Annotated in this window: 15 protein-coding genes and 1 tRNA gene; 10 read left to right on the top strand and 6 right to left on the bottom strand. The window is 42.1% G+C overall.

Going from position 1 to position 17990, the window contains the following annotated elements; all coding sequences use genetic code 11:
- Positions 1–43 precede the first annotated feature (43 nt).
- Entirely contained in the window at positions 44–571 is a 528-nt protein-coding gene (locus BMY70_RS24485; RefSeq protein ID WP_090339450.1) for an acyl-CoA thioesterase, read from the top strand.
- Here BMY70_RS24485 and BMY70_RS24480 read toward each other — a convergent pair.
- Complete coding sequence (locus tag BMY70_RS24480) at positions 561–5144, bottom strand: translocation/assembly module TamB domain-containing protein (RefSeq protein WP_090339447.1); 4584 nt, start codon at positions 5142–5144, stop codon at positions 561–563. The genes BMY70_RS24485 and BMY70_RS24480 overlap by 11 nt on opposite strands.
- 72 nt (positions 5145–5216) lie before the next feature.
- Here BMY70_RS24480 and tsaD point away from each other — a divergent pair, with 72 nt between their 5' ends.
- The 3 genes from tsaD to BMY70_RS24465 are packed head-to-tail and all read left to right on the top strand — an operon-like array spanning position 5217 to position 7907.
- The gene (gene tsaD, locus BMY70_RS24475) at positions 5217–6215 is read left to right on the top strand and encodes a tRNA (adenosine(37)-N6)-threonylcarbamoyltransferase complex transferase subunit TsaD (protein ID WP_090339444.1); all 999 of its coding nucleotides are present in this window, start codon (positions 5217–5219) and stop codon (positions 6213–6215) included.
- Between the two features lie 21 nt (positions 6216–6236).
- Positions 6237–7034: an MOSC domain-containing protein gene (locus BMY70_RS24470; protein ID WP_090339441.1), complete on the top strand. Its 798-nt coding sequence runs from the start codon at positions 6237–6239 to the stop codon at positions 7032–7034.
- Positions 7035–7043: 9 nt separating this feature from the next.
- Positions 7044–7907: a hypothetical protein gene (locus tag BMY70_RS24465; protein ID WP_090339438.1), complete on the top strand. Its 864-nt coding sequence runs from the start codon at positions 7044–7046 to the stop codon at positions 7905–7907.
- 61 nt (positions 7908–7968) lie between these two features.
- Here the strand turns inward: BMY70_RS24465 and lpxA are convergent, their stop codons facing one another.
- The 4 genes from lpxA to BMY70_RS24445 all read right to left on the bottom strand — a co-directional run bounded on the left by lpxA (position 7969) and on the right by BMY70_RS24445 (position 12625).
- Complete coding sequence (gene lpxA, locus BMY70_RS24460) at positions 7969–8781, bottom strand: acyl-ACP--UDP-N-acetylglucosamine O-acyltransferase (protein ID WP_090339435.1); 813 nt, start codon at positions 8779–8781, stop codon at positions 7969–7971.
- Positions 8778–10169, bottom strand: a complete 1392-nt coding sequence (locus BMY70_RS24455) for a bifunctional UDP-3-O-[3-hydroxymyristoyl] N-acetylglucosamine deacetylase/3-hydroxyacyl-ACP dehydratase (protein ID WP_090339432.1) — start codon at positions 10167–10169, stop codon at positions 8778–8780. Before BMY70_RS24455 ends, lpxA begins: the two co-directional genes overlap by 4 nt.
- Before the next feature lie 95 nt (positions 10170–10264).
- Entirely contained in the window at positions 10265–11302 is a 1038-nt protein-coding gene (gene lpxD / locus BMY70_RS24450) for a UDP-3-O-(3-hydroxymyristoyl)glucosamine N-acyltransferase (protein WP_090339429.1), read from the bottom strand.
- A gap of 90 nt (positions 11303–11392) precedes the next feature.
- Positions 11393–12625: an HD domain-containing protein gene (locus tag BMY70_RS24445; protein ID WP_090339425.1), complete on the bottom strand. Its 1233-nt coding sequence runs from the start codon at positions 12623–12625 to the stop codon at positions 11393–11395.
- Positions 12626–12747: 122 nt separating this feature from the next.
- On the opposite strand from BMY70_RS24445, the gene BMY70_RS24440 reads away from it, so the two are divergent.
- From BMY70_RS24440 to BMY70_RS24430, 3 genes are all read left to right on the top strand, one after another.
- Positions 12748–12821: transfer RNA gene (locus BMY70_RS24440), tRNA-Ile, on the top strand.
- Between the two features lie 351 nt (positions 12822–13172).
- A complete protein-coding gene (locus tag BMY70_RS24435; RefSeq protein WP_090339422.1) occupies positions 13173–14192 on the top strand; it encodes a type IV toxin-antitoxin system AbiEi family antitoxin in 1020 nt (339 codons plus the stop codon).
- Entirely contained in the window at positions 14189–15019 is an 831-nt protein-coding gene (locus tag BMY70_RS24430; protein WP_090339419.1) for a hypothetical protein, read from the top strand. Before BMY70_RS24435 ends, BMY70_RS24430 begins: the two co-directional genes overlap by 4 nt.
- A gap of 456 nt (positions 15020–15475) precedes the next feature.
- Here the strand turns inward: BMY70_RS24430 and BMY70_RS24425 are convergent, their stop codons facing one another.
- Positions 15476–15679 (bottom strand): ATP-binding protein, encoded by a 204-nt coding sequence (locus tag BMY70_RS24425; protein WP_310590660.1) that lies wholly within the window; start codon positions 15677–15679, stop codon positions 15476–15478.
- Between BMY70_RS24425 and BMY70_RS24420 the strand changes: the two genes are divergently transcribed.
- The 3 genes from BMY70_RS24420 (at position 15626) to BMY70_RS31390 (ending at position 17990) form a co-directional block, all read left to right on the top strand.
- Positions 15626–16663: a TonB-dependent receptor plug domain-containing protein gene (locus tag BMY70_RS24420; RefSeq protein ID WP_262485757.1), complete on the top strand. Its 1038-nt coding sequence runs from the start codon at positions 15626–15628 to the stop codon at positions 16661–16663. The genes BMY70_RS24425 and BMY70_RS24420 overlap by 54 nt on opposite strands.
- Before the next feature lie 282 nt (positions 16664–16945).
- Positions 16946–17542 carry a cytochrome-c peroxidase gene (locus BMY70_RS31395; protein WP_229209760.1) on the top strand — a complete coding sequence of 199 codons (597 nt, stop codon included), beginning with the start codon at positions 16946–16948 and terminating at the stop codon, positions 17540–17542.
- Positions 17529–17990, top strand: coding sequence for a cytochrome-c peroxidase (locus BMY70_RS31390; RefSeq protein WP_229209759.1), 462 nt, complete (start codon positions 17529–17531; stop codon positions 17988–17990). The genes BMY70_RS31395 and BMY70_RS31390 overlap by 14 nt, the downstream gene beginning before the upstream one ends.

Here is a 17990-nt window from a genome sequence, read left to right as displayed (position 1 = left end):
CAAATCCAGACCCCTTTATTTTTAAATTTTAATTATCTCAGCTATGCTTTTTACTGCCGACCTCGCTAATATGCCCGTTGAAGCAGAATCGCGGGTCATTGTTCGTTTTCAGGACTGCGATCCGCTGATGCATCTGAACAACTCAAAATATTTTGAATATTTTTTCAATGCCCGCGAAGACCAGGTTTCCAAACTTTATGGTTTCAGTTTTGAAGCCATGTTTCGGGAACTGAAAACCAGCTGGGTTGTATACCAACATCAAATCGCTTACGTTCGTCCGGCCCTGATCAGCGAATGGACACGCATTACTTCCCGTGTCATTTATTATAATGAAGATACAATGGTGACGGAATATTTTATGACGAACGATCAACGCACTGAATTGAAAACGATGCTTTGGACCACTTCCAAACACATCAGTATCGTGAATGGAAAACGTGTTCCGCATCACAAAGAAGTGATGGATTATCTGGCAGCAACTTGTGTTCCGGGTATCGATTTTCCAAATCTGGAATTTAACGAACGTATTCACCAGATTAAATATGAACTTTCGGCGGGAACTAACGCATAAGCTCTTTTCGTGAGATCAATTTATTTGCACTGGTATCCTTTTCAGTTGAATCAGCAACCGGGATGACATACGGCACTTGCAGCTCAACCGGTTTTGGCATAGCCTTAAATCGGTTGAAACTATGTGTAAACTGCATACTTACTCCTCCCGTTGTCAGCGTACTATTCAAATAAAGCGAATTTTGAATGTTTCTGTTATAAGCTTTCGCACGTACCGATCCGGACGGTGTCAGCCAATATTCCAACGTCCATTCTCCCAAAATACTGGTTGCGTCATATTGATTTGCGCCGGTTACGCCCGAGCTGATCCGCCCATCCCGTGTAATCCGGAAACGGTCGTTAAGAAAACGGTATGAAAATCGCAGCTGCAAATTATTAAGCGCATTCTGGTCAAGCGAAAGGCCGCTGACACCCACTTCCAGATTTTCATTGATCGTCGAAGCCCATCGGCTAATCTGATTGGAAACGAGTTCACTGATACTATTTCCAACAAAATTCTGGTTCGTAGTTACGTTTGCTTCTGGCAGCAACTGATTGACAACCAACAGACTACTTACTTGTCTGCTCAATTCCTGTTCATCCGATTTTAACTTCGCCTGGAAAGCTTCCAGCTGCCCGCGCAGATTACTGAGCGATGGATTATCCAGAATCTGCAAGTCGTACTTAATCTGCGGAGACATAAGCCGGTCGGATAATGCAATGGTAACTTCTACTGGATACCTGCGGGATAAAGTTGCAGCTTCCGAGTTGTTCAGACTTGAAGTATTCGGTAGTACGCCGGCAAGTGAAACCAATTGTTTATATCCGGTTTTTACGTCCAGCTGCGCACCGTAAGGATCTCCCGACCAGACAATCCGGCTGCCAGGTTTGATTGTAAATTTCTTGTTAATGATATTTTGCAGCGTGAAATTGTAGTCTCCCTTATCGATTTCATAAGTACCGACCATCGTGAAATCGCCTTTGGTGTCGATATTCAAATTTAGTCGTCCGCTCCCGTTTGCCCGGATAATATCTCCGGTCTGCCGGTCAAAAATAATTTCGCAGGTTGCGTCTGGCGTAAGATTGAAATTAAAATTCATTTTAATTCCACCCGCTACTTTGCTTTGCGGAGAATCTTTGTCAGAAGACGCACTGTCTTGTTTTGATATCTGACTGACAAACTGAATATAATCCTGGGTAGCGACTTCGGTAGCGCCGTCAAGCGGAATATGAATTCTTGTGTTTTTATTACTCGTTACGTTTGCCTCAACATTCATGTTGTCAATCGGGCCATAAATATTGACAGGGCCTGTAACATAAGCCGTACCATAAAACATATCATTGTCTTTGGAAGCGGTATTTAAAATCTTGAAATTTCTCAGATCCGCATTGAATCCCAAACTGAAGTATTTGAATCCATCATGAAAAACCCCACCTCTGAGTGAAGCCGTATTACCGTCAGGATCGGTCAGCGTGATATTATTTACCGTTATCTCACTTTCACTAAAATTAATTTTATCGCTGAAAGTGAAAACAGATTGCAAATAATCAAACTTCATCCGGCCTTTCTCGACCATTAATGAGCCATCCAAAACAGGCGCATTCAAAGAACCCTTTATCAAAACAGTTCCATGTGCTTTTCCGCTCACATCGGAAACGAGTTCCTCTGAAAATGGCTCAAGTGCTTTGAAATCCATATCATTAAAAATGGCTTTCAGATTTAAAGTATTGGCTTTGAGCTTGGGGCGATAAGAACCAACCAGGCTAAAAATCCGCTTTGCATCTTTATTAAGTTCTGCATCAATCTGCAGCTGACTATCCATCTGATCCCATTCCCCGGTTCCCAGGAAATTCCCAAACTCATAATTTGCATAACCAAGACTTTCAATGTTGAAATTTGCATCGAGTACGAAACTGTTGTAGGCATCCCGCATCTTGGCCGAGCCGTCCATGATACCGGCAAGTTTTGTGTTAAAAACAGGATTTAAAGTCCCGAGTTTGAAGTTTTTAATATCAAAAAGCAACGTACGATCCGGATTTGCTGACAGCGTTCCGTTTACGAACAAGCGCTGTTTTCCGTTGATCAGACCAAGATTATTAAAAGTAACATCTTTCCCGACGATCGAAATAAGGCTGTTTGCCGGCATATTCCATTCTTCATCCAGCAGATAAAGCTGTGAATTTTTAAATCCTATATCCAGACCAGCCGGCAAAAATCTGATTTCCCCTGCAAGATTAGCACGGTTAGTACTGCTTACTTGCCTGATTCCACCGTTAAAATCGATATGATCCACATCCCAGGTACCTTCCAGTTCAAGCTTTTCGGTAGGAACAAGCGAACTCATTTGCTGTTTGTCGGAAGTGACGAGCGCGGATGCCAGAACTTCCGCGCTATTTACAAATTTTGAAGTTGTAACGTCTACTTCTGAATTTACGAACTGATTGCTTCCGTAGCGCGCAGTATCTGCTTTTGCATTCATAGAAAGAAAAGCGGTGTTATCCATCTTGAATTTCCCTTCCGCTTTTGAGCCATGAGAAAGATAAACATCAGGGCTTAAAAACGCCAGAAACCGGCTTATATTTTTCGTTTCTACCTCATAATCAATCTCATACTTCCTGAGAATTGCTTTCTTTTCTTTCTTCGCGTAATAAATATTCCTGTCCGACTCGTTTTCGAAGAAATAAAGCTGATATTCAGACAAAACCTGATTAATATCTTTCCATGCCTGTGTTGGCACAAAATCACCCTCCACTTTTGCAGTCAGAAACTCACTTTCCAGGTTAAGACTTCGCTTGTCGAGTTTTTGACGCGATGAAAAAAGAAGTGTGTCCATGACGAGGTTTCTTTCCTTGCTCGACGTAATCAGAAAAGTATTCAGGAGTTTCGCATCACCGACAAGTTCATCGACTGTATTACCTGAAACTTTCACATCCAATTCGGTACGCAGTGTAATCTCTTCTTTCGTGAAACCTAGCGGAAGAAGGTTTGCCTTTTCAATAATACCCTGTAAGTCGAAAGAATTTTTTGGCTTCGACAAGTCGAATTCCCCTTCGAGGTTTACAACCAGATTCGAATCTTTTGAGCTTACCAATCCGTTAAAATATTGATTCTGCAGATTTCCTTTCAAACCGATATTCCGGTAATCATAATTTTTAAAACCTATTCTGGTAACAATCGCGTCCATGTTGGTTGAAGCGTAAGCAAGATCTAGACCTTTACCATGAATATTTCCGGAAAAATCCAATCTCTGCCACGTTTCCGGCTGATCAAGTAATTTCCCGATCTCAAAATCGACGGTTTCGATATCGCCGGAATAAGTCGTGGTTTTTTCGTCAGAAATATGAAAAACCAGATCGCCAGCCACTTTTCCCAGTTCTGAAGATGCTGACGCTTTCACGTCAAAATCTTCAATGGTTCCCTTGAAAGAACCATCCAGTAGCGTCGTTCCGAACTTTTGCAAAGTTTCATGCGACTTCCATTCAGGATAATATTGAACCAGATCCAGCGGCAGGACTTTGGATAATGACAGTTTGATATTCATCAATGGACTATCATCCGGCAGCCCTTTAAATCCTAAATCTCCCAATAACCGACTCCCCTGCCCAAACCGTACGTCCGCACCTGAAAGCTCAAAATCATCGACGCGACCATCAAAATTTCCGGAAACTTTCCACGTTTCGTTGAGCCTGTCCACATATTCTGAAAATAAGCCGAGATCGGCCGAGTGAATTTTCGTATCAACAAAATGGCCCCGGAGAAAAACTTTATGGTTAAAATCTCCAAGATCTCCCGAGCGGTTGTAGTGAAAGGTGATGTCGTCGCTGATATAAGAGTTGCCGATTTCTGCGCTCAGTTCTTTCAATTCCATCTTTTTCTGACAGAACAAAAACCGGGTATCCAGATCATGCATTTTTAACCCCGTTTGTTTGTCGACGGTTTTCATGTTGCGGGCAAGAAATGAAATTGTATCGCCCTGAGCCAGGAAATCTTTCAGATCAGCGTTGAGTTTATTCAGTTCAAAATGCGAATAATCGAAAACTCTCGGGCTCTTATAACGCGGTTTTCTTGGATCGTCATAGCGAAAAGTTCCGTCCACGATCTTTGATTTTCCAATCGTAAATGGCGTGTTATTTTCCGGAGCATTCGCCGGGCGCGGCGTGTTGGAAGATGTTAATTCGACGATCCGATTAATAAATCCATCAATATTCAAGTCTCCTGTTTTAGGAACGACGATCAGGTGTACATCCGGTTGATATAATGTAACTTCGTCGAGGTGAACTTCTTTTGCAGAATTTTGAATAATATTCTGCATATTCAGGTTGACGTCGATACGTCCAACATCGATCATTTTCTGCTGGCTTGTATCTTTTACTGAAACACCTTCCAGAGAAACTACATCAAACCATTTAATATTAACCCGTGTTATCTGAATGGGGTAACCCATTTTCTCGGAAACTCTGGCAGTAGCTGTTTTTACCAGAAAAGTTTGAACTGAAGGAAATTGTACGGCAATTGTAACGATCCCTAACGCCAAAAGCGCAAAAATCATTAGCACAACCAGGACATTGATAACCGCCTTCAGGGATTTTAACATATATAGCTTCGCAGCATATTCCTGCGTATCTTATCGTTAATTGCTTATTTTTGCGAATATTATTCAAAATTCATGAACATCCTCGCGATAGAATCGTCTTGTGACGAAACCTCGGCCGCTGTTTTATCTAACGGCAAAATTTACTCCAATGTTGTTGCCACGCAGCTCATTCACACACAATATGGCGGTGTTGTTCCCGAATTAGCATCAAGAGCGCATCAGCAACATATTCTGCCTGTGGTAGATAAAGCATTGAGTGATGCAAAAGTAACAAAAAAAGACCTGCATGCCATCGCTTTTACGAAAGGACCGGGATTATTGGGAGCTTTATTAGTTGGTACTTCCTTTGCCAAATCCATGGCTCTGGGCCTTGGCTTGCCACTTATCGAAGTCAACCACATGCAAGCGCACGTGCTTGCCCATTTTATACAAGATCCAAAACCTGAATTCCCATTTTTATGCCTGACCGTAAGCGGTGGTCATACTCAGATTGTTAAGATAAATAGTCCGCTGGATATGGAAATTATCGGGCAGACAAGGGACGATGCTGTGGGTGAAGCCTTTGATAAAACGGCGAAACTTCTGGATTTGCCGTATCCGGGCGGTCCGCTAATTGATAAATACGCCAAAACCGGAAATCCTCTTGCTTATACATTCCCCCTTCCTGAAATGCCTGAGCTCGATTTTTCTTTTTCCGGGATTAAAACTTCCTTTATGTATTTTTTACAAAAGCAGCTCAAAGAAAACCCGAATTTTATTCAGGAAAATATTGCAGATATTTGCGCCAGCATTCAATATACTCTGGTCAATATTCTTTTGAAAAAATTAAAAAAAGCTGCAAAAGAAACAGGAATAAAGGAAATTGCTATCGCAGGTGGTGTTTCGGCAAATTCAGGATTACGGAGTTCACTTCTTGAACTGGGAGAAAAACTGGGTTGGAAAGTTTATATTCCGGAATTTGAATATTGTACGGACAACGCGGCGATGATTGCTATGGCGGCCCATTACAAATATCTCGAAAACGATTTCTGTGATCAGACAGTTAGCCCAATGGCAAGAATGGAATTTTAAAACTGAAATAAATAGAGCAAAATGGTTCTTTCAGAAATCTGGATTTATCCGGTTAAATCTTTGGCCGGAATTCGTCTTACAGAAGCACAGGTCGAGGAGAAAGGTCTCCAGTATGATCGTCGATGGATGATCACGGACCCGTTCGGGCGTTTTATTACGCAAAGAGAATTTCCTAAAATGGCAATGCTGGAAGTTACGATACAAGAAGACTCTCTGATTATTTCAAATAAACTTAAACCCGAAAACCGTATCTCTGTTCCTTTTGAACCTGTGAGCGGAAAACAGCTGTCGGTTACAGTTTGGGACGATACAGTCGATGCGGTAACCGTTAGTGACGAGGTTGATAAATGGCTTGGTGCTGAACTGGAACTCGATGTTCAACTGGTGGTCATGCCTGAAAAAACGGAGCGGAAGGCTGATCCAAAATATGCTAAAAATAACGAAAACGTAAGTTTTGCAGATGGCTTTCCATTTCTGTTAATATCGCAGGCGTCACTGGACGATCTTAATTCCCGCTTGGAAGAACCTATTGTGATGCAGCGTTTCCGCCCAAATTTTGTGGTAACCGGAACAAGTGCTTTCGCGGAGGATTACTGGAAATCGTTTAAGATCGGAGATTTATCCTTTGAAATAGTAAAATCTTGCGCACGTTGTGTTTTGACAACAATCGATCCTGAAACTGCCGTGAAAGGAAAAGAGCCATTAAAAACCCTGGCAACTTATCGCAGAGTAAATAATAAAATTCTTTTTGGACAAAACGTTGTAACCAAAAATCAAGGCCTTATTAAACAAGGTGACGAAATCTTATTGACCGAATAAAAGCTTTTTGTGAAAGGAAATTTACTCAACTTCATCATCAACATAATCCAAAAATTCAGCCTGGCCCATATACACTGGCTTGGCTTTGATTTAGCTGCCGCGGCTGTCGTGACACAGATTGCCTTTACAAAAATACCTGTAGGAAAGGCAACTATCAACACCAGAACAACAGCAGTGCTCGCCTTGGGTATTTTTGTTATCTCTTCTTTAAATAAACTTCTCGACCATAGAAAACCTGCTAAAAGAGAGTCAAAAAAATTCTTAACGAATCAAAAGGAGCGAATTTCATTTCTGAAAATTTTAATCGGCGCTCTGGTTATTGCTGCTATCCTGGCTTTCTTCATACCTGAAAATATAGGAAAACTTGCCTTTTTTCTCACTATTGTATCGGCGGCAGGAATATTTCTTTTTTCGAAATTGCCGGAAAGGAGCCCGCTCCATGTTTTGCGCGAGCCATTTTCCGCAATCATTTTGACTGCTGTAATTCTTGGAAATACTTTCTTGCTGAATCAGGAAATAGTAAGAGAGAACAAGTATGCAGGCGTTTTATTATTTCTCATCATCTTACAGAATTTTTTGTTGTCATCTTATTTTTCGGCAATCGAGTTTCCCAATACTTCCAATCTTGCAACCCGGCTTAGCGCGCCAATGGCGAAACAGATTCTGCATGGAATAACTATACTGGTCGTCACCGGATGTATTATTATTTGTCTTAAAACAGAATTCCGGTATACCCAGCGCCTGATTGTAATACTGCTGGCGATGTCTGTTTTACAATCAATTATCCTTCAAAGAGCGAATTATATAAAGAATAAGAAACACAAAGAACTCATAATTACGATGATATTAACACTTCCTTTTCTGATCTTATAACAAGAAAAAGCTTACCCTTCGCAAGAAAGATAAGCCTTTGACTTCTTATTTTTAATTCCTTTTAAGCCTGTGATTCAGGATCTCCCGTACCGTAGGTCTGGAAAGGACTTTTCATAATTCCTCTTTCTGAGTTACGAATGAAATTCACAACTTCGTCACGTTCATTTGAAGGTGGTAATTCCAATTCTATTTTTTGCAAAGCCTCAGCATTGTTAAGGCCTCTCATATAAATGTAACGGTAAATATTCTGGATTTCGATGATTTTCTCATTACTGTACCCACGGCGGCGCAAGCCAACTGAATTGATGCCTGCATAAGAAATCGGTTCGCGGGCTGCTTTTGTAAAAGGAGGAACGTCTTTCCGAACCAACGAAGCACCTGATACAAACGAATGCGCTCCAATCTTAACAAACTGGTGGACAGCACTCATCGCACTTACGATCGCCCAATCGTCAACATGAACGTGGCCTGCCATTTGGACGTTGTTTCCAATGATGCAGTTATTTCCAACACGGCAATCATGTGCGACGTGAGCATAGGCCATAATCAGACAACCTGATCCAACCACTGTCTTCCAATGCTCTTCGGTACCACGACTGATCGTCGCATATTCCCGAACCGTTGTATTATCGCCAATGATTGTCAGTGTGTATTCATTGTTGTATTTGAGATCCTGAGGAGTCGAAGAAATAACGGCCCCTGAGAAAATACGGCAGTTTTTGCCGATACGCGCTCCCGCATTAATTACTGCGTGAGAGCCAATCCACGTCCCCTCTCCGATTTCTACATCTGCATGTATCATCGCGAAAGGTTCAATTTCTACATTCGGAGCGATCTTAGCGTCCGAATGGATATATGCTAACTGTTGTGTCATTTTTTCTTAACTAGACTTGCGACCATATCTGCTTCACACACCAGCTGCCCGGACACATATCCCCGACCGCTCATCTTTACTATTCCACGTTTCATAGGTGAAGTAAAAACACATTTAAATATAACTGTATCTCCCGGAACCACACTGCGTCGGAAACGGCATGCATCAATACCGATCAGATAAGACCAGTAATTATCAGGATCAGGCACGCTGCTCAGTACAAGGATACCTCCCGTCTGCGCCATAGCTTCCAGCTGCAGAACGCCCGGCATCACTGGATTCCCAGGAAAATGACCAAGGAAATACTCCTCATTGATTGTTACATTTTTGACACCAACCACGCTGTTTTCATCCAAAGCAATGATTTTATCAATCATCTGGAAAGGATAACGATGCGCGAGCAACTCACCAATCTGCTTGATATCAAGAACTGGTGCTTTATTAGGGTCGTAGGACGGAATATCTCCCTTTCCTGACTTGATAAGTTTCTTTATCTTTTTTGCCAGCGCTACGTTCGCGGCATGTCCCGGACGTGCTGCCAGGATCTGGGCTTTAATAGGTCTTCCGATCAATGCAAGATCCCCGATAAGATCCAGCAGCTTGTGGCGCGCCATTTCATTCGGATAATGCAATTCTACATTATTCAAAATTCCTTTTGATTTGTCAACACTTACCTTCGGCTTGTTTAGTAATTGTGACAAATGGTCCAGTTCGCCCTCTTTTACGTCCCGGTCCACAATAACTATCGCATTGGTAAGGTCTCCACCTTTGATCAGATTTTGTTTATACAATGCTTCAAGTTCATGTAAAAATACAAACGTGCGGCATTTGGCAATATCGTCTTTAAAAAGAGTAATATCGTTCAGAGAAGCATGCTGGCTGCTGATCACTTTGGAATTGTAATCAACCATTACTGTTAAACGATAATCTGAAAGCGGCAAAGCTGCCATTTCAATATCGTTATCCATATTTTTATAATGAACATATTCCGGCACCTCAAAGTAGTTACGGTATGCATTTTGTTCTTCAATTCCCGCATCCAGTAATGCATCGATAAATTTGATAGAACTGCCATCCATAATAGGCGGTTCAGGTCCATCCAACTGGATCAAAACATTGTCGATCTGCAATCCCACCAGCGCAGCCAAAGTGTGCTCAACCGTGTGAATGCGTGCACCGTTTTGTTCGATGGTTGTACCGCGCGACAGATCCACCACGTTGTCCACATCCGCATCAACAATAGGCTGATTTGGTAAATCAACCCGCTGAAACTTGTAACCGTGATTGGCCGCAGCAGGAACGAAAGTCATCGTTGCTACCACACCTGTGTGTAAACCTACTCCCGTAACTGATACGGATTTTTTTATGGTTTGTTGTTTTTCGTTCATTATATTCTCCTAATCTACTAAACGGCTGCGGGGCGTCGCATTTTCGCCAAAAAAGTGAGCTTATTTTGCTCAATCTATATTTTTTCTTTGTTTGTTCAATGTTCAGAAGCCTCACGCTTACGTTCCAGCTGTTTCAATCGTTCTTCAAGTTCGGGCAACCTTCTTGTCGAAGCCATGGCTCTCAGATGTTCTGTCAAATCTCTCGCAGGCGATCCTGAAAGAGACAGTCCTTCTTTCTTAATGGATTTGCCTATACCCGATTGTGCACCGACTTTCGTATTATTAGCCAGGGTTATGTGTCCTGAAATCCCTACCTGACCCGCGATCACACATTGTTCTCCAATTCTTGAAGAGCCTGAAATTCCTGCTTGTGCCGCAATTACGGTATTTTGCCCAATTTCTACATTATGAGCAATCTGCACAAGGTTATCAATTTTGACTCCTTTACGAATAATTGTTGAACCCATGGTGGCACAGTCAATCGTGGTGTTAGATCCAATACTAACATTATCTTCGATAATGACATTACCCAGCTGAGGAATCGTTTTATAGGATCCATCCGTTTGCGGAGCGAAACCGAAGCCATCACTCCCAATCACTGTATTAGCAAAAATGCAGCAGTTTTTTCCTATAACTGTGTTATCGTAAATTCTTACTCCGGGATGGATAATTGTATTGTCTCCGATCTCCACAAAATCTCCCAGGTATGTATTTGGGTATATTTTTACGCCGTTACCAATTTTGCAGTTCCGTCCTATGTAAGAAAAGGCACCACGGTAACCATTCTCACCCATCTGGCTGTTTTCACCAAGAAAGCTTGGCTGCTCAATTCCACTTTTCCCCGTTGCAATACGTTTCTGGTACTCTTCCAGGAGTATTGTAAACGCTGTATAAGCATTATCTACATAGATTAATGTAGCACTGATATCTTGTTTTGGAGTAAAGTCTTTATTAACAATAACTGCCGAAGACTGTGTGGTATAGATATAGGGTTCGTATTTACTATTGGCCAGGAAAGATATACAACCAGGCTGCCCCTCTTCAATTTTTGCAGCCGAATCAATTGTAACTGTATCATCACCAACGGTAGTTCCATCAAGCATCTTTGCAATCTCGCTGACAGTAAATTTCATATTTCGGCTAATTTCTGGTAACGTCTCTGTAAATAATAAAGCGAATTCTAAAAACGGGTCCTTTTGTTGGTGAAAGAATTGACATCCTAACTAACCACGCAAAGATACATTTTTACCCCAACATACATAATACTTGCGGACAATCTTCGTGAGCGCCTCGATCGTTGGAATATCAGAAGCATCTGCAATATCCAGCAAAGCCCCATCTTTCATTTTGACCTTTATGGGATCCTGTTCCTTTTCATATGCCCAATTCGTGGTTTCGCCAGTTACTAAAAAGTATGACAACTCACTTTGCTTTATCCCCTCCGATAAAAGTTTTTCTTTTAAAGGATTTAAAATTTCTTCTCCGGGAATGGTATCGAAAAAGCTTATCTTAAATAAATGTCTGTCAAGCAAATCTTTACACAAAGTCGAGAGAACCAGATCGGTATGTTTTGTCCAACCTTTGACAGAAGCCCATACGTCGTTATCATCCAGGTTGTTGAAAGATTCCAATAAATCCGGATTTTGTTCAAAATCAGATAGCGAAAATTTATTTTTCAGGAACAAAGAAAAGTCCGGTGTCGAAAATAAATTTTCACCGGCAGCTGATAATTCCCTTGCACGCTTTAATATTTGAGTGAGCATGGCTTGCGCACTCAATAAAGTTTTGTGCAGGTAAACCTGCCAATACATCAGCCTGCGTGCGTGCAAGAAATTCTCTATACTCAGCAATCCCTTTTCTTCAATCACAAGCTGGTCCTGACTGATCTCAAACATTTTTATTAAACGGTCGGCGCCGATCGAGCCTTCGATCACACCTGTGTAGAAACTATCACGGTTCAGATAATCCATCCGATCCATATCCAGTTGACTGGAAATCATCTGATGAAAAAATTTGCGTGGGTAAACCCCCTCGAACATTTGAATTGCAATGTCGAGCCGACCGTCCATTTCGCGGTTTAACTGCTTCATCATTTCCAATGTGATTGATTCATGCGCCACACCCGGCATCAACTCTTTTTCCAGGACATGGGAAAAAGGACCGTGCCCAAGATCATGTAAAAGAATAGCGGCCTGAGCAGCTTCCATTTCCGGCTCCCAGATCAAATGGCCTTTTTCCTGCAAGGTGCGCAACGCCTGACCCATGAGATGCATAGCACCCAACGCGTGATGAAACCGGGTATGGAGCGCACCAGGATATACCAAATCAGCCAGTCCGAGCTGCTTAATTCGTCTTAAACGTTGAAAATAGGGATGTTCAACCAGATCAAAAAGCAAATCCGAAGAAATGGTTATAAAACCGTAAACAGGGTCGTTGATAATTTTTCTTTTATTCAAAGCGTACTTTTTTTTGCAAAAATAGTAAACTACGAACGCAGAAAAGAATGAAATCTTATCATAATCATTTGGAGAATTAATCTCTTTGACTAATTTTGCACTCCAAACTCTTTTATAGAGCCGGGCCTATAGCTCATTCGGTTAGAGCAACTGACTCATAATCAGTAGGTGCCTGGTTCGATTCCAGGTGGGCCCACTTAAAAATCAAGGACTTAGCGAAATTCGCTAAGTCCTTTTATGTGCAATACAAATTTGCTTTTTGGCATAGGAGTAATTGAGTGCACTGAAATATTTTTTTTTCGCATGTTTTTTAATTCCACAATAAACTTCACTTTAATAGTTTACTGGTAGACTTGTTCAGGGTCCCTTTGCCAATCTTTTTCGAATTCCTTATTGATATTTTTGTCCTCGGCACAACACAAAGTCTGTCGTTATTAGATACTGAAATTTTTTAGCTAAAAATCTCAGCAAATAAATTTTTAATTGACCTTTTTGTTCGCTATTTTTGATTGTTCACTGAACACGAACAATTAAATAAAACGAACAAATGATTCTTGCAGAAAATGAGATTGTTGGAAGGGCACTGAGAAACCTAGAAGAAAATACCGGTATTACTGGTCATTGGACTTCTGTGCAGAACCCCTATATATCCGAGACCGATGGTGAAACAAGAATAAATATGAAAGAAACCACAGTTACTTTCAATACCGAGGTAAAACGTGAATTTCGCGACTACCACCTAGATAAGCTAATTCGTCAAGCTAAACTGAATAGACCGTTAATGCTTATTGCGGATAAGATATATCCAGCGCAGAAGCAGCGTCTGCGCGAAAACGGAATTGCCTATCTGGACACTGCAGGGAATATTTACATCTCCGACGGCAATCTACTTTTATGGCTGGATGGTCAAAAGCCGGTGCATCTAGGCGCAGATACAAAAACAAATCGGGCCTTCACCAAAGCTGGCCTTAAAGTAGTTTATGCTTTCTTACAAAATCCAGAGGCTGTAAATTTCACGTACCGTGAGATTGCCAGTTTTGCCAAGGTGGCACTGGCAACGATAAACGAAGCCATATTGTCTTTGAAAGAAGCCGGGCATATTGTACAGGTTAATAAAAACCGCATGGTACTCAGTAACAAAAGAGAGTTGCTCGAGAATTGGATAATAGGATATAAAAACATACTAAAACCTTCCTTACTATTAGGAACTTACCATTTCGCGGCAAGTGACCAATGGAAGCAAATGGAGTTACCTGCAACAGCTGTTTGGGGTGGTGAACCAGCAGGCGATCTTGAAACCGCCCACCTGAATCCCCAACAATGGACTATTTATACTGCCCAAGCCAAGCTCGAAATAGTAAAAATGCTAAGGCTTGCCCCCAAGCCTGATGGTAACTTAAATATCTACAACAAGTTTTGGATGGACACCGCCGTGTATCCAGACAACATTATGACTCCCGAATTGATCACTTACGCTGACTTGGTGATCACCGGAGATGCAAGATGCATTGAAACAGCAAATATTATTTACGAAACAAAGCTCAGCAGGATATTTGATCAGCCATGAAACACACAGAATTAAAGAATGTCTTTGATACGTTAGAGAAAGCTTTTACTGAACTCTCCATTGACTATTACCTGATTGGAGCCTTAGCAAGACAGATATGGTACGAGAGAGCTCAAATGAAATTCAGAACAACCAGAGATGTAGATTATGCCATTCTGGTAGGCAGTCATCAAGAATATGAAACTGTTAAGCAATACCTAATCAAAAATGAAAATTACTTACCAATCAGGGAAAATGCATTTGTACTGATATCGCCAGACGGATTTCAGGTTGACCTACTTCCATTCGGAGAAATCGAATCCCAGGGAAGTGTAAAGATTGAAGGGATAGGTATGACCACAATCCAGATAAGCGGGATGAAAGAAGTTTACGAAAATGGGACAGAGATTGTTAACCTTGAAACAGGAAACACCTTCAAGGCCGCTACATTAATTGGAATTGTTCTTCTGAAACTTGTAGCTTATGATGACAGACCCGAACGAAGACAGAAAGACGCCACGGATATTGGCAATATCTTCGTAAATTTTTTCGATATGCATCAAGATTTAATATACGCCAATCATCTTGACATGTTTGATGAACAAGAGCGTACACTTGAAAATATATCAGCAATCGTGCTGGGTAGGGAAATCAAAAAGATTATCTCATCCAATGCAAACCTGATCGACCGATTGAACAGAATTTTGAATGATCATATAAATTCTGGTGAAAAAAGTATTTTCACTCAATTGATTATCAAAGAAATCGGAAAAGAAATTGATTTGATAATCGAATATCTTCGAGATATTCTCTGGGGATTTGAAAATCCATCAAAACCTGTTGACTAGCATCATGGCAGTAGTCAATTCTCTGAAATATCTACCCCATATCAGGATACTATTGAAAATAATGCGCTTTCAGATTAGATATCTATAATCTGGATAATAAGGTTATGGCGTGATATCTTATCGTCTGCCATGCCTTCCAAAAAAAACGGAGCCATTACATAGTCATACTTACCTATCAGAAAGTAGTTTAATAGAAATCATTCCGGCTAAAAGAGATGGGCCTGCCTGGTTTGAAATATACATCGTGGGCCAGTGGTATATCTTGGATGAGGTGCAGCAGTTTACAGGCGGCTTCCGGATTAAAATAGACGTGATGCGGCTTATGTGGCTATGCTATGTTGACACAATAGGGTAAAGCGACACCGCAATCGCTGCATGTCGCGGTATAGCTGTTAGAGCCAAAACAGTAAGCGCTTCGGGCAGAAACGTTGCCCGAAACTTTTCTTTATATCTGTCTTATTGACTGGTTCCAGCCATGGGAAGCAGAATGGTAAAACTCGACCCAACCCCGACTTGGCCGCTGGCATAGATAATCCCATTGTGATTATCTACAACCTGCTTGCAGATCGAAAGTCCGATCGCGGTGCCCTCGTAGGTATTTCTGCCGTGAAGCCGTTGAAACACCTCAAAGATTCTATCCGCATACTGCGGATCAAACAATGGCCAAAGTGGAACAAGCAAAGCCTGTATTTTATATCCAATACCGCTGTCGGTGAAAGAAGCAAAGTAAAGACACGCTTATACTATGACACGTTTGTCAACCAGCTTTTCAGCTACGATGACACGACCTATACCAAGCAGACCCGGCCTTACGCCTTTCAAAGTTTTTACGACGATTATACATTTGGCGGCAATGCAGAATATGAGTCAAGGGCACTGGCTCATAATGTTTTCAAGCTGAATGTACAGTATAAGCGTGACGTACACAGAGAGCATGATCTGGGCGAACCGGTGCAGGGATATATTGATAATACCCTATCCTTAGGCATTGAAAATACCTATCAGATAACATCCGGTCTGGCTATTATTCCCGGCGTAAGCTTTAACATGCGCGGCAACGACAAAGCACAGGAATACAATGCGGCAACCAAAGAAATCACCAATTTCGCTGACAGCAAAAACAATGCGGTCAATGCGCAGATAGGACTTTTTTGGGATATCAACACCAGTCATTCTTTAAAAGGATCGGTAGCACGAAAAACCAGGTTTGCAACCATTAAAGACCGTTATTCCTACCGGATGGGCCAGGCCATTCCCAACCCTGACCTTGGCGCAGAAGCAGCTGTAAACATTGATTTAAGCTACTCGGGAAAAATTGCAGACAAACTCAGCCTGCAAGCTAGCGTGTTTAACAGCAATATTGATGACATCATTCAGCAGGTCGATAATGTGCAACCCGGACGTTTTCAGCTGCAAAATGCAGGCAAAGCCCGGTTCTATGGCGCGGAAGCAGGTCTGGATTACCGTGTCATTTCCGGGCTTAGCATTGGTTCCAACTATTCCTTTATCAAAAGAAAGAACAAGACCAACCCGGCTATTCTTTTTACCAACGTTCCCGAGCATAAGGTTTTCGCATATGCTGACTACTCTTTCTGGAAGCGGGTCAACATCCTGGCAAGTGTGGAACACAACAGCGACCGTTAAGCACTAGCTATGGCACCCAGGCGAAAGCCTACACGCTGGTCAATGCAAAGGCATCGGTTAAACTGTATAAATTCATTTCTGCGGAAGCGGGACTGAACAATATTTTTGATGTGAATTACAGCTTAGTTGAAGGTTTTCCGGAAGCCGGGCGCAATTTCTTTGTAAACCTGGTGTTCAGTCATTTTTAGATGTATTTATCTTGATGAGAAACTTGTTGAAAACGGTTGTAACAAACAAACCGGGTTGGCTTAAAGTCAGCCTGGTTTGTGCTGTTTTCATTTCTTGCGGGCTCATCCAGTCTTTTATGGGCAAAAATGCCCAGCCGTATGTTTTGCAGTATCCAGCGAATTCGGCTCGCGGTTTGTCATTCCGGAGGGCAATCCCACTACCAAAGAAGGTGTTTATCTGGGACGGCTGCTGTTCTATGAAAAAGCCTTATCCGCAAATAACAACATATCTTGTGAAAGCTGCCATAACCAAAAACTGGCTTTTACCGATGGAAAAGCATTCAGCACCGGCACCGACGGTTCTTTAACCGCCAGAAATTCAATGTCGCTGGCCAATCTTTTATGGGTCCGAAACTTTTTCTGGGACGGGCGCTCGCCTGCCCTTGAAGATCAGGCCAGGTTCCCCTTAACAGATCCGCACGAAATAGGGCAACCGCTCAGCGAATCGGCCAGAAAGTTAAATAAAACTACCCTTTATCCACCACTGTTCGCAAAAGCATTTGGAAGCAGCGTAATTACAGAAGACCAGATACTGAAAGCGCTATCCCAGTTTGAGCGGACATTAATCTCGGCTGGCTCTGAATATGACAAGTATCTGGCAGGCAATTACCAGCCCACTGCCCAGCAGCTCAAGGGGGTTGCAGCTCTTTGAAAGTAGTCCCGACCCCAAGCTTGGCATCAGGGGCGCCAACTGCACGCACTGCCATGGCGGGGTTAAAACTTTCAAAGAGCTTTTTCATAATAATGGCCTGGACAGTATTGCCACTGATCTAGGGAGAGAGAAATTTACCGGGCAAGCTGCAGACCGCGCAAGATTCCGCGTCCCCACCCTGCGCAATATCACGCTGACCGGCCCTTACATGCACGATGGAAGGTTTTCAACAATCGAGCAGGTCCTTGACCATTATAACCAGCACATTGTGCAAAGCCTGACGCTCAGCGCTTTTCTACAAAACGTTTCCAATGAAACCTGCGGCAAGAACCTGGCGCTGACAAAAGACGAGAAAGCAGATTTGACGGCCTTTCTGGGTATGCTTACAGACTCATCATTTATAACCAATCCTGCATTTTCCAATCCCCATCCTCTTAAAAATCCTTAA

The sequence above is a fragment of the Dyadobacter koreensis genome, from assembly GCF_900108855.1.
Taxonomy (GTDB): Bacteria; Bacteroidota; Bacteroidia; order Cytophagales; family Spirosomataceae; genus Dyadobacter; species Dyadobacter koreensis.
Note: the sequence above shows the minus strand (reverse complement) of the source record. Positions and strands in the feature narration are given on the sequence as shown.